This window comes from Brevundimonas sp. M20 (assembly GCF_006547065.1).
Classification (GTDB): Bacteria; Pseudomonadota; Alphaproteobacteria; order Caulobacterales; family Caulobacteraceae; genus Brevundimonas.
Map to the genome: position 1 here is coordinate 3,283,735 of NZ_CP041243.1, position 12,877 is coordinate 3,296,611.

Annotated in this window: 13 protein-coding genes; 3 read left to right on the forward strand and 10 right to left on the reverse strand. The window is 68.1% G+C overall.

Translation table 11 applies throughout. From position 1 onward, the window contains the following. Positions 1–11: 11 nt before the first annotated feature. The 7 genes from FKQ52_RS16165 to ccmC all read right to left on the reverse strand — a co-directional run bounded on the left by FKQ52_RS16165 (position 12) and on the right by ccmC (position 5,203). A complete protein-coding gene (locus FKQ52_RS16165) occupies positions 12–1,739 on the reverse strand; it encodes a CHAT domain-containing protein (protein ID WP_141628131.1) in 1,728 nt (575 codons plus the stop codon). Continuing rightward, entirely contained in the window at positions 1,739–2,395 is a 657-nt protein-coding gene (locus FKQ52_RS16170) for a hypothetical protein (RefSeq protein WP_141628132.1), read from the reverse strand. The genes FKQ52_RS16165 and FKQ52_RS16170 overlap by 1 nt, the downstream gene beginning before the upstream one ends. 113 nt (positions 2,396–2,508) lie before the next feature. Next, the gene (locus FKQ52_RS16175) at positions 2,509–3,258 is read right to left on the reverse strand and encodes a thioredoxin family protein (protein WP_141628133.1); all 750 of its coding nucleotides are present in this window, start codon (positions 3,256–3,258) and stop codon (positions 2,509–2,511) included. A 59-nt stretch (positions 3,259–3,317) separates the two neighbouring features. Next, positions 3,318–3,578, reverse strand: a complete 261-nt coding sequence (locus FKQ52_RS16180; protein ID WP_141628134.1) for a hypothetical protein — start codon at positions 3,576–3,578, stop codon at positions 3,318–3,320. 79 nt (positions 3,579–3,657) lie between these two features. Further along, a complete protein-coding gene (locus FKQ52_RS16185) occupies positions 3,658–4,224 on the reverse strand; it encodes a DsbE family thiol:disulfide interchange protein (protein ID WP_141628135.1) in 567 nt (188 codons plus the stop codon). Next, the gene (ccmD, locus tag FKQ52_RS16190) at positions 4,221–4,478 is read right to left on the reverse strand and encodes a heme exporter protein CcmD (RefSeq protein WP_141628136.1); all 258 of its coding nucleotides are present in this window, start codon (positions 4,476–4,478) and stop codon (positions 4,221–4,223) included. Before ccmD ends, FKQ52_RS16185 begins: the two co-directional genes overlap by 4 nt. 2 nt (positions 4,479–4,480) lie before the next feature. Further along, positions 4,481–5,203, reverse strand: coding sequence for a heme ABC transporter permease CcmC (gene ccmC / locus FKQ52_RS16195; RefSeq protein WP_141628137.1), 723 nt, complete (start codon positions 5,201–5,203; stop codon positions 4,481–4,483). Between the two features lie 133 nt (positions 5,204–5,336). Between ccmC and FKQ52_RS16200 the strand changes: the two genes are divergently transcribed. After that, the gene (locus tag FKQ52_RS16200; RefSeq protein ID WP_141628138.1) at positions 5,337–5,561 is read left to right on the forward strand and encodes an alkylphosphonate utilization protein; all 225 of its coding nucleotides are present in this window, start codon (positions 5,337–5,339) and stop codon (positions 5,559–5,561) included. Between the two features lie 76 nt (positions 5,562–5,637). Further along, a complete protein-coding gene (locus tag FKQ52_RS16205; RefSeq protein ID WP_141628139.1) occupies positions 5,638–7,155 on the forward strand; it encodes a S41 family peptidase in 1,518 nt (505 codons plus the stop codon). A 6-nt stretch (positions 7,156–7,161) separates the two neighbouring features. Here the strand turns inward: FKQ52_RS16205 and ccmB are convergent, their stop codons facing one another. Beyond that, a complete protein-coding gene (gene ccmB, locus FKQ52_RS16210; RefSeq protein ID WP_141628140.1) occupies positions 7,162–7,827 on the reverse strand; it encodes a heme exporter protein CcmB in 666 nt (221 codons plus the stop codon). Beyond that, on the reverse strand, positions 7,824–8,435 hold the full coding sequence (gene ccmA / locus FKQ52_RS16215; RefSeq protein ID WP_141628141.1) for a heme ABC exporter ATP-binding protein CcmA: 612 nt from the start codon (positions 8,433–8,435) through the stop codon (positions 7,824–7,826). Before ccmA ends, ccmB begins: the two co-directional genes overlap by 4 nt. Positions 8,436–8,636: 201 nt before the next feature. Between ccmA and acnA the strand changes: the two genes are divergently transcribed. Beyond that, on the forward strand, positions 8,637–11,363 hold the full coding sequence (gene acnA / locus FKQ52_RS16220; protein WP_141628142.1) for an aconitate hydratase AcnA: 2,727 nt from the start codon (positions 8,637–8,639) through the stop codon (positions 11,361–11,363). A 182-nt stretch (positions 11,364–11,545) separates the two neighbouring features. Here acnA and FKQ52_RS16225 read toward each other — a convergent pair whose 3' ends face one another. After that, a complete protein-coding gene (locus FKQ52_RS16225; RefSeq protein WP_141628143.1) occupies positions 11,546–12,766 on the reverse strand; it encodes a hypothetical protein in 1,221 nt (406 codons plus the stop codon). Positions 12,767–12,877 lie beyond the last annotated feature (111 nt).

Here is a 12,877-nt window from a genome sequence, read left to right on the forward strand (position 1 = left end):
CGCCCTAATTCCTATCCGGGCTCTCCGACCAGCGTAAACGCCGCCCAATAGGCAGGATGGGCCCAGCGGCGTTCGGCGCGGACGGCGCGTTGGCCCGCCTGAAGCGCGCGGGCGCGAACGCCCGGATCGCTGACCGCGTGGCCGTCCAGATCGGCGAAGGTGGCGGTGATCAGGGTGGTGGTGGCGGCGTCCGACACCTCCCAGTGAGACACCAGCACCGACCGCGCGCCCGCATAGAAGAAGGCCCGCGCCAGTCCGGACAGCCCCTCCCCGCCCGGCCGCCCGTCAGACGCCGCGGTGTTGCAGGCCGACAGGACCACGAATTCGGCATTCAGGCGCAGCTGGGCTGCTTCGGAGGCGCTCAGATAGCCGTCGTCGGCCTCCGTCGCCTGATCCGGCGGGGTCATGACCAGCCCCGGCTCGGCCGCGGCTGATCCGGCCATCAGGCCATGGGTCGAGAAGACCACGAACCGGGCGCGCGACAGGGCCTCGGCGTCGGCGGTCCGCACCGCCCGCTCCGTGGCCTCCGAGCCGATCCGCACCACCGAGTCCGGATAGCGGGCCTTCAGCGTCTCCAGCTCCAGCCGCGATCCGCGCAGATAGGGCAGGGCCTTCAGCTTGCTGACATCGGCCAGCTGGCCGTTCATGACCGAGTCCGCCGCCGCCGCGCCGCGCGTCGGGTCGGACGGGGCTCCCGCCAGCAGGGGCGCGCCGAACGCCGCCAGCCGGAGCGGCTCGACCCTCGGCTCATTGCGCGAGGCGGGGGCCAGACCGGGCGGGCAGCCCGCGCTGCGCATCGCCGGAGAGGCGACCAGATAGCAGCGCAGCGACCGCAGGCTGGACACCGCCGGCAACCCGGCCATGGCGTAGCGATCCGCCAGCCAGGGCGTGGCGGCCAGCGCCTCCGGGTCCGCATCGGCCCCTTGCGGCGGCGCGGTCACCAGCACCGAAAGCGGCAGGGTGGACAGGGCCCCGGTCGTGACGGTGATCAGGGTGCTCTTGTCCTTGAAGGTCTCCTCGACCGGCAGGATCAGCTCGGAATAGAGCCGCCAGCTCTCGGCCCGGTCGAAAGCAACCGGCTGACGGCCCGCGAACAGGGTCGGGTCCACGTCATCGCCGCGCGGCGCGGCGGTGGCGCTCAGCGACAGACGCAACTTGTCCACCGTGACCTTCAGCCGGGCCTCATCCATCGCCTCGGAGCGGGTCCAGGCGGCGCGCTCGCGCGTGACGGCCCAGACATAGGTCGCCTCCGGATTGACCAGGATGAGCAGCAGCCCCTCGTCGGGGCGCAGCAGTTGCCGGGTCTCGGCGATGGACAGGGCGCGGGGGCTGGTCAGATCTGAATAGGCCGGGAAGCGGGTCTCGATCTCGCCGTCCAGCGCCGCCAGACGGGCGGTCGCGGCCTCCCAGTCGGACTGGGCGCGGGTCCGGGCCGCCAGATCGGCGGGATCGGACGAGGCGTAGTGCCGCTCCAGCTCCCGCTCCAGACGGTCGCGGCGGACGATCAGCGCCTCACGCTCCTCGGCCAGACGACCGAGCGCGTCATCGCCCTGGGCGAAGCGGGCGGACACCCGGGCCAGGGCGTCGGCGGCGTCGGAGGCGATGGCCCATTGGGCCGCCTCGAAGGCTTCGGCGCGCAGGCTTTCGGGCGTGTCCGGACGGGCGGGCGCTCCACCGGCGGCCATCAGCAGGCCGGCCGCCGCCAGACCCGCCGCGCAGAGCCGCCCGAAGCGCCGCATCAGTTGCTGAGCACCTGAATACTGGTGCGGACATCCCCCCGGTTGGTCAGGGCGACCCGCATCTTGCCCCCGGCGCGCGAGGACACGGTGCAGACCGGATAGTGGTCGCCGAAACCGTCACGGCACATCGTCGCGCCACGCTGGTCCTGGACAGTCAGGTCGATGTCCGTGTCGCCGTCGCCGATGGCCGCCACCCGCAGCACCTCTCCGGCGCGGGCGTCGACGTCGAAGGTCCAGCTCTCGCGGGCTCTCAGTTGCTTGACGGTGAACACCGGCCCCGCGCCGAACGGTGAGGAGCGGACGCCGCGCGTCATTGGCTCGCGCAGACGGTCGATGGCGTCGATGATCGGCTGGTTGCCCGCCGACAGGGCCGCCGCCTCGTCCAGCAGGCGGGCCGGGGTGAGGATCGGTTCTGGCCCCTCGCCCTGCCGGACCGGCACCTCGGACAGCAGTCGAGCCGCCATGATCAGGGCGCCGGCGTCCCCACGCTCGCGCCCCCATGCCGCCAGTTCGGCGGCGGTCACGGCCTGGGCCACGCCGCGCGCTTCAGGCGTAATGACCGTCTCGGGATCGGTGGTGAAGGCCGACACGCTTCCGGCCGCGGCCAGAACCGCTGCGAGGGCCAGACCCTTCATCACAGGCTTTAAACCGATCATGCGCGCATCCCCGGGCGATGACGCCCCGACGTCCGGGGCCGATCATGCACTGTGAAAGACCTCTGGAGAACAGGGATACTGATCAAAGCTGACAGCGCCGCAATCGGACGGGATCAGCGACTTTCCAGCACCGCCGCCGTCAGGATGCGGCGATCCTCCCGTGACTGGACCAGAACCGCGACCGCCTGATCCGGGCCGGAAGCCTGAGGAAGGGTGTAAAGCACGGGGCGTCCGTTCCACGGCCCCAGCACGCGCAGCGACCGCACGACGTTCACATGCCGCACTTTCTGGCCGCGATTGTCGCCGCCGCCGATCTCCACCGTCTGGGGGCCGGGCGTATAGACCACCGCGACCACCTCGGCCCCGCCCGCGGGCGCGCGGCCCGAGCCGACGCCGACCCGGTCGCCGGTCTCACGGAACTCGACATCAGGCGGAGAGACGCGGCGGGCCGCTTCCTCGTCGATGGCGATCTGGATCGCCTCGATGCTGGCCGGAGCCTGACGGCGCCCGTCGATCACCACCTGCGGCGTCGAAACATTGCGGATGCGCAGCGCCCGGCGATAGTCGCGCTGGCGCTGGGCGAACTCGGGCCGCGCGAAGGTGTCGGCCCAGCCCATATAGTCCCAGTAGTCCACGCCATAGGTCAGGGCGATGACGCCCGGCTCCGCGGCGATGGTCTCGATCCGGGCGTTGGCTTCCGGACACCCCGCGCAGCCCTGCGCGGTGAACAGCTCGACCACCACAGGCTCTGTCGGCGCGGCGCGATGACGGACACGGGTCGACGACGGCTGGGCCGATGAGGCCGCCGTGAGCAGCGCGGTCAGGCCGACCGCGATCGAGAATGTCCACCCCCAGGTACGCATGCGAACATCTTAATCACGGCGTTCACACACGCGCCGGTCATTTTCGCGTGAGCCTGGCGTCAGACCCTGATGTCGAGCAGGCTGCCGGGGCGGCTGGGGCGTTGGCCGCCCTCGCCGGCATCGGCCCTCGGCGCGACCGAGCGAACCGGCGTGTCGCGCTGGACCACCGGCGCCGTGATGGCCGGAGCCGCCGCCGCGATGGAAGGTGAAGCCGCCGCCAGCGCCGACTGGAAGAAGGACGAACGCGAGGCCGCGGCCGGAGACGGGGGCGTCTGCGACGGGAACAACGGCGACGGAACAGGCGGGCGAATCACGCTCATGCCGACAGGGTTAATGAAAACCGTCGGAAAAGGGTTAACGCCCTGAAAGCAAGGGTTTCGGCCCCGGCTCAGACAGGGATCAGCGGCTCGTGGCGGTCGGCAGCGGACGCGCAGGGGCCTGCATGGCCGCCACCAGCCGTTCGATCTCGGCGTCTTCCAGCAACGGCCCGGCGAATTTCGCGACCACCCGACCCTGGGCGTCCACGGCGAAGGTCTCCGGCGCGCCGGTGATGCCCAGATCCAGCCCGGCCCTGCCCTCGCGATCCACCAGAACCATCGAGAAGGGATTGCCCAACTCGTCCAGGAAGGCGCGGGTGGCGACCGGGTCATCCTTCCACGCCACGCCGACGACGGCGACGCCGCGTTCCTTCAGCGCCATCAGCTTCGGATGCTCGACCCGGCAGGGCGCGCACCAGCTGGCGAAGACATTGATCAACATCGGCCGACCGACGCCCGCCGTCTTCAGGTCCACATGGCCCGGCCCGGCTTCGGTCCCGGTCAGGATCGGCAGGACGGTCTCCGGCACGGTCTGACCGACCAGCGCTTCCGGCTTCACCGCCGGATCGCGTTTCAACGACCAGCCGATGAACAGGGCCGACAGGGCGACCAGCACCACCAACGGAACGACAGCAAACCAGCGGCTCATTCTTTTGGCCCTAACGCGCCTTGCGCTGCTTGAGGGCGAGTTTGCCCTACCGCGCCTTGCGCTGCTTGAGGGCGGGCTTGCCCTGCCGCGTCCTGCGCAGCCGGAGGGCGGTCAGCTTCGAGCCTGGCCAGCTCCGCCTTCCAGCGACGCGCCGAAACGAGAGCGCGCGCGGCCAGCGCCGCCAGCACCACGGCGCTGACGCCCCAGGCGGGCCAGACGTAGGCGGCGTACTTCCCCATGTCGAAGTCGAGCATGATCAGGCCTCCAGAGCCCGGCGGGCGCGGATCGCCACGACCCGGCGGCGCACGATCTCGGTGCGGATCGCGGTCAGCCAGATGGCGAGGAACAGGACGAACCAGGCCGCCATCATGGTCAGCAGCGGCGTCAGGAACACCGGCGGCATCGACGGTCCGTCGGCGCGGATCAGGGAGGCGGGCTGGTGCAGGGTGTTCCACCAGTCGACCGAGAATTTCACGATCGGCAGATTGATCAGACCGACCAGTCCCAGCACGGCGGCGGCGCGGGCGGCGCGGGCCTCATCGTCGATCGAGGCGCGCAGGGCCATGTAGCCGAGGTAGAAGAGGAACAGCACCAGCACCGACATCAGGCGGGCGTCGCCCCATTCCCACCAGCTGCCCCACATCGGCTTGCCCCACAGGCTGCCGGTCGCCAGCGCCAGAAGGGTGTAGGCGGCGCCCGGCAGGGCGGCGGCCCGGGCCGCGGCGTCGGCCAGAGGGTGGCGAAACACCAGGGCGAAGAAGCTCGAAACGCCCAGCGCGCCATAGATCATCAGGCCAACCGAGGCGGCCGGAACGTGCACGAACATGATCCGCACGGTGTCGCCCTGCTGATAGTCCTCGGGCGCGGCGAAGCTGAACCAGCTCCCGGCCAGAAGCAGCACGATGGCGGCTCCCCACAGCACCGGCACAAGCGGGCGCGTGAAGCGGGCGAAGCGGTCGGGATTGGCGAGGCCGAACATTGTGAGCGCTCTTTAATCGCCTCTGACGATTTGCGCTACTTGAGGCTTTGTGCGGCCTATCGCGCATCGTGCGGCTTGAAGCTTGACCGTTCGACATGCCAGACCGTCGCGCACCAACTCCCCGAGGACCACAATGACCGACGACGTGACCAAGGATTCCAACGGCAATACCCTCGCCGACGGCGACAGCGTGACCCTGATCAAGGATCTGAAGGTCAAGGGCTCGGGCGGCGTGACCCTGAAGCGCGGCACGCTGGTGAAGAACATCCGTCTGACCGGCGACCCCGATGAAATCGAGGCCAATGTCGAGAAGGTGCGCGGCCTCGTCCTGCGCACCGAGTTCGTCAAGAAGGCCTGAGCGCAGGTTACAAAGCCTTAAGTGGCGGGCCGTCGCCCCCTCCGGTAGCGCTTGCGTCACACCGGAGGGGAAACCGATGACCGCACGCCTGCTCGCCGCCGCTCCGGCCCTCGGCCTGACGGTCGTCCTGGCCCTGGCCGCCGCGCCCGTCACCGCCCAGGAGGCGCCCGCCGCGCCGTCCTTCCTGACCACGCCGCGCGACTGGTCCGCGACCCTGCGCGAGGACGTGACAGCCCTGCACGCCGTCATCATGGACAGCCATCCGGGCCCCTACGATACCCTGAACCCCGGGTTCCGCGCCAGGGCGGAGGCCGGACTGGCGACCGCGTTGCAGCGGGCCGAAGCCACCACCGACGCCGGCGGCTGGTGGTGGGCCCTGCGCGCCTATGTCGCCAGCTTCGATGACGGCCACGTGCAGATGGGCCTGAAGGAATCCGGCGGCTTTCCGACCCGCTGGCCCGGCTTCCTGACGAATGACAAGGGCGGCGACCAGATCGTCATGACCCGCGACGAGACCGACGCCGACACCCCGCCCGTCGGCGCCCGCCTGATCGATTGCGACGGCGTGTCGGCGGATCAGCTCGGCGCCGACCGGATTGGCGCTTTCCGGGGGCGCTGGTTCCTGGAATCCCAGCACGTCCTCTACGGCGACTGGCTGTTCATGAACGCCTCCAATCCCTGGACGCCCGAGATGCGCAACTGCCGCTTCGAGGTCGGCGGGCAGACCCGCGGCTGGACCCTGAACTGGCGTCCCATCGCGACCGATGACCTGTCCGCCCGCCGTCAGGCCCTGAGCGGCCGGGGGGACTATGAGTTCGGCCTGAAGACGCTGGATGACGGGGGCGTCTGGTTCTCGGCCCCCTCCTTCAACGGGAACCCCGGGAGTGACGCCTATGCGGCCCTCACCCCTTTGATGGAGGAAATGAAAACGCGTCAGACCGAACTGCGCGCCGCTCCCTATGTGGTGCTGGACCTGCGCGGCAACGGTGGCGGGTCCTCCCACTGGAGTGATTTGGTGGCTCAGGCGCTGTGGGGCGACGACTGGATGGCCTCGCACCAGCTCCCGGCGATTGAAGCCATCGAGTGGCGTGCCTCTGACGATAATCTGAAGGCCATTCAGGCCTATTTCGATGAGTGGACCGCCGCCAACGCGGATGCCCAGCGGATCAACTGGGCCCGCCGCATCATCGATGGCATGACCGCCGCCCGCGCGGCGGGCCAACCCTACTGGCGCGACGGAAACGACCAAACCGCGCCGGAAGAGGCTCGCCCGGCCCCGACCCGGGTCGTGCGCGGTCCGGTCTTCGTCCTGACCGACGCCGGCTGCGGCTCGGCCTGTCTGGACGCCGTCGATCTCTGGAAGGCCATGGGCGGGATCCAGATCGGTCGCGAGACCTCGGCGGACACGGTCTATATGGATGTACGCGGCGACGAACTGCCCAGCGGCCTTGTGCAGATCGCCATTCCCATGAAGGTCTGGCGCGGTCGTCAGCGTGGCAACAACGAGCCCCAGCGCCCGGCCCACGTCTTCGACGGCGACATGGCCGACACCGCCGCCCTCCAGGCCTGGGTCCGGACCCTGCCGGAAAACTGACGCCGCTCAGCCCTGGGCGTTGCGGATCGCCGCGGCGCCCGCGAAAGGCGTGATCACGGCGGCGAACAGCACATAGGCGATCAGGAAGGCCAGCGCCGGTCCCGGCGACTGACCGTTCGCCGCCCGTTCCAGCGCTCCCGCCCCGAACACCACCGGCGGGATGAACAGGGGCAGGACGACCACCGCGATCAGCAGACCCCCGCGCTTCGAGCCCAACGCCAAAGCCGCGCCCAGCGCGCCGGTCAGGGCGAAGCCCAGTCCGCCGATCAGGGCCGCCAGCGCGGCCAGCGGAGCCAGCGACACCGGCAGGCCGAGCGTGATCGCCGCCACCGGCGCGGTCACCGCCAGCGGCCAGCCGACCGCCAGCCATTGCGCCTTGGCCTTGGCGATGACCGCCAACTCCAGCGGCGCGGGACCGAGCGCCAGCAGGTCCAGCGTCCCGTCCTCGAAATCCCGCTCGAACAGCCGCTCCAGCGACAGGATCGAGGACACCGCCAACGCCACCCAGGCGATGCCGCCCGCGACCGGTCTCAACGCCGCCGGATCACTGCCCGAGGCCAGCGGCACCAGCACCGTCAGGCACAGGAAGAAGCCACAGGCCAGCAAGGGCCCGCCCCCGCCCGCCCAGGCCAAAGCCAGTTCGCGTCGCCACAGGATCATCAGCGCCTTCATGCGGCGTCTCCCGGGGCAAGGCCGATGTCGAGAGACCGCGCCGGGATCGGCAGGGGATCATGGACGGCGGAGAGGATGCATCCGCCGCGATCCAGATGCGCCTTCATCAGCACTCCCATGGCCTCGCGCCAGCGCGCGTCCAGCGGGCTGAGCGGCTCGTCCAGCAGCCAGATCGGGCGCTGCACGGCGATCAGTCGCGCGAAGGCCAGCCGTCTCCTCTGCCCCGCCGACAGCTTACGCACCTCCAGGTCCAGCAGGGGGGTCAGCGCCAGCACATCCACGGCCGCCGCGAGCCCGTCCGCGCCGGCCCCCAGCCACCGGGCCTGAAACATCAGTTCTTCCCGCGCCCGGCGTGCGCCCTTCAGACCGTCCAGATGGCCCAGCCAGTGCAGATGTCTGGTGCGCGCCTCGTCCGCCTCGACGTCGGCGAAGGCGATGCTGCCCGTGTCCGGACGCAGGAAGCCGGCCAGCGCCCGCAGCAGGCTGGTCTTGCCCGCCCCGTTCGCGCCGGTCAGGGCCACGGCCTCGCCGGAAGCCACTGAAAAGGAAAGATTTCGGAACAGAACCCGTTCGCCGCGCGACAGGGTCAGACCATCGACGGTGATCATCTGAAAGGGCTCCAGTTGCGAGCCGCTATCAATGCCCCTTCTGACGTCATGGATTCATGGACGGAGGGGGGAACCATCGCTATATGCCCGAACGCCGCAGCAGGCGTTCGCCGCGCGCGACGGGACCCTGTGCGCCCCGCCGACGAGAGCGCGAACGTGCAACCGGATTGTCGGGCGGCTTTGACCAGAGGACGCTTCTCCATGCCGTCGATCGACAGCCTCAAGACCCGCCAGGACCTTTCGGTCGGGCGCAAGAAATACGCCTATTACAGCCTTCCCGCCGCCGAGGAAGCCGGTCTGACCGGGATTTCCCGCCTGCCGCGCTCGATGAAGGTGCTGCTGGAGAACCTGCTGCGCAACGAGGACGGCGTCTCGGTGACCGAGGCTGACCTCAAGGCCGTCGCCGCCTGGATCGAGAACAAGGGCTCGGTCGAGCACGAGATCGCCTTCCGCCCGGCCCGCGTGCTGATGCAGGACTTCACCGGTGTTCCGGCCGTCGTGGATCTGGCCGCGATGCGCGACGCCATGGCCAAGCTCGGCGCCGACGCCACCAAGATCAACCCGCTGGTCCCCGTCGATCTGGTCATCGACCACTCGGTCATGGTCGACCACTTCGGCACCGCCAAGGCCTTCAACCAGAACGTCGAGCGTGAGTACGAGCGCAACATCGAGCGCTACAACTTCCTGCGCTGGGGGTCGTCGGCCTTCAATAATTTCCGCGTCGTGCCCCCCGGCACCGGCATCTGCCACCAGGTGAACCTGGAAAATCTGGCCCAGACCGTCTGGACGCTGGAAGAAGGCAAGAAGACCGTCGCCTACCCGGACACCGTGGTCGGCACCGACAGCCACACCACCATGATCAACGGCCTGGCCGTTCTGGGCTGGGGCGTCGGCGGCATCGAGGCTGAAGCCGCCATGCTGGGCCAGCCGATCCCGATGCTGATCCCGGAAGTCATCGGCTTCAAGCTGACCGGCAAGCTGCCGGAAGGCGCGACCGCCACCGATCTGGTGCTGACCGTCACCCAGATGCTCCGCAAGAAGGGCGTGGTCGGCAAGTTCGTGGAGTTCTTCGGCGACGCCCTGACCGGCCTGACGCTGGAAGATCAGGCGACCATCGCCAACATGGCCCCGGAATACGGCGCCACCTGCGGCTTCTTCCCGGTGTCGCAAGCCACCATCGACTTCCTGACCGCCACCGGTCGTGACAAGGCGCGCGTCGCCCTGGTCGAGGCCTACGCCAAGGCGCAGGGCCTGTGGATCGACGAAAACTCCGAAGAGCCGGTCTTCACCGACACGCTGGAACTGGATCTGGCCTCGGTCGTGCCGTCGCTGGCCGGTCCGAAGCGTCCGCAGGACCGCGTCGAACTGACCACCGCCGCCCCCGAGTTCGAAGGCCACCTGACCGGCACCTTCGCCCGCGCCGCCGACGCCGAACGCGTCGCGGTCGAGGGCGAGAAGTTCACGGTCGGCGACGGCGACGTCGTCATCGCGGCCATCACCTCCTGCACCAACACCTCCAACCCGTCGGTGCTGATCGCCGCCGGTCTGGTGGCGCGCAAGGCGCTGGCTCTGGGCCTGAAGCCCAAGCCCTGGGTCAAGACCTCGCTGGCCCCCGGCTCGCAGGTCGTCACCGATTACCTGACCGACGCCGGCCTGCAGAAGGATCTGGACGCCATCGGCTTCAACCTGGTCGGCTACGGCTGCACCACCTGCATCGGCAACTCGGGCCCGCTGGACCCGGCGATCTCCAAGGCGATCAACGACAACGGCATCGTCGCCACCTCGGTCCTGTCGGGCAACCGCAATTTCGAAGGCCGCGTGAACCCGGACGTGCAGGCCAACTACCTGGCCTCGCCGCCGCTGGTCGTCGCCTATGCGCTGGCCGGCTCGATGCGCATCGACATCACCAAGGACCCGATCGGTCAGGACAAGAAGGGCAATGACGTCTTCCTGAAGGACATCTGGCCGACCTCGGCCGAAGTCGCCGAAATCCAGCGCAAGTCCGTGACCCCGGCCATGTTCGCCAAGCGCTACAAGGACGTCTTCAAGGGCGACAAGCACTGGCAGGCGATCAAGGTCACCGGCGGCCAGACCTATGAGTGGGACGGCACCTCGACCTACGTCGCCAACCCGCCCTACTTCGAAGGGCTGTCCATGGAGCCGAAGCCGGTTCAGGACATCGTCGAAGGCCGCGTGCTGGCCATCTTCGGCGACTCGATCACCACCGACCACATCTCGCCGGCCGGTTCGATCAAGAAGACCTCGCCCGCCGGTCAGTGGCTGACCAACCACGGCGTCGACGCCCTGGACTTCAACAGCTACGGCGCACGCCGCGGCCACCACGAAGTCATGATGCGCGGCACCTTCGCCAACATCCGCATCCGCAACAAGATCACCCCGGAGATCGAGGGCGGCGTCACCAGGCACTTCCCGTCGGGCGACGTCATGTCGATCTACGACGCGGCCATGCGCTACCAGTCGGAAGGCCGTCCGCTGGTCGTCTTCGCCGGCAAGGAATACGGCACCGGCTCGTCGCGTGACTGGGCGGCCAAGGGCACCAACCTGCTGGGCGTCCGCGCCGTCATCGCCGAGAGCTTCGAGCGCATCCACCGCTCGAACCTGATCGGCATGGGCGTCGTGCCGCTGCAGTTCAAACAGGACGGCTGGCACAAGCTGGGCCTGACCGGCGAGGAGATCGTCACCATCCGCGGCCTGACCGACGCCAACGTCGGCAAGTTGAAGCCCCGTCAGGACCTGTGGGTCGAGATGTTCCGCCCGTCGGACGGCAAGATGGCCCGCTTCCCGGTCCGCTGCCGCATCGACAACCAGACCGAGCTGGAATACCTGCGCGCCGGCGGCGTCATGCCCTACGTGCTGCGGAACCTGGCCGGCGGTGAAGTCGCCGAGGCTCCGGCCGCCGCCGACTAAGCCAGACCGCCCTCAAGCAGCGAGGCTCCGCGAGCCTCGCGATAGGGGAACAAGAATGAAAGGCCGGTGGAGCGATCCACCGGCCTTTTGCTTTGTAGATGGGCGATTTGAGTCTCAGCTATGGGTTCAAATCAATAGATAGGAATGGCAGCTTTTGGTGCCGTTACTCCAGAACCAGCCGGTCAGTCAGTGCGCCGGACCTTCTTCTGGAAAATCCAGTTCAGGAAGGCGTCCGTCTCGGGAAAATCTGCGGCGCCGATTCGATCACGAACCGACGCGATAAGCCCCAGGATGACTGCGTAGCGCTCAGGCTTGATGGTTGGGAGATAGAGACTGCTTGAACCCTTGAATCGCATTCCCAGCTTGGCGAGGGCGCTAACGGTGTTTTTGTTGACCACCGCGAACCGTTTGGGGGCGTAAGTCGACAACACCTCACTAACCAAGTTGATACCCACTCCAGGGATTTGCACGGCAATCTCCCAGACCACGGCATAACCCTCTGCGGGCGACAACTTGGCAGCGCGTTCTGCCTCACGGAACAGATCGATCATCTTGCGGGGATGTTTCAGCCCTTCGCCCGCCTTGCGGAAGATGTTGTCAGACGGCCAGAGATGGCGACCGCCATTGCCGCTCATCAGATCCTGTAAATGACTTTCCAGTTGGGACCGCACTTCACTGGATAGGCCCGCTTCGTGCAGCGCGGCGATCTTGCGCTGAACGCCGCGAGCCTCCGTCCGCGTCGGCCTTCTTTTGGCCAGTTCAGCTTGGGCGGCGTTGTCCTTCCGGTACTCCTGATAGAGGCCACCAAGCAGGTCTGCATCGAGAGGCAACTCATCTGCCGCCTCCATCTCGGCCTCAAACGCCTTCCGCGCTAGTTCGACCGGCTTCCATGACGACCGATAGCGGATCAAGGCTTGGCGCGTCAGCAACTCAAAGCGCGGGCTCTTCTGCAGGCCGACGGCCATCTCACGAAGCTGATCAGCGAGGGGAGACGGATCGGCCGCATCGACCCTAAGTGAGGTTTCGATGTTCGAGCCAAGCGCGCCGCCAGTAAGGTTGGCGGACCCCACGAGGCACCGGAGCCCGGCTCGGCTAAAGCCAGCATAGGTCTTCGGGTGGAAGGTCGAGCTTTTGCGCGCGCCAAGGAAGACATCGAGCGCGTCGTGGGCCTCAGCGAGGTCGAGCAGCGACTGCAACGCATCGGGTTCGGTCAGATAGAAGTCTGTGCCGATGAATATCCGCGCACGACCTTCAGATTTCAGCAACGGACCTAGTTCGCGACAAAGATAGGTCGCGCCCTCCTTTTTCAGGAAGGCGACGGCGACGAACACCTCATGGGCAGCCTTGAAGACATCGCGGATGGCTGCGCGATGGCCCGCAGAGTCATTGGTGATGAGTTGCACAAGAGCCCCCAAGCATTGGTCACTATGAGGCTGCACCGTCACGCTTGCGATGACAACGACCTGAAGTTGTCATCGCAAGCCGCCTGTACACGTCGCCCAAACAAAAAGGCC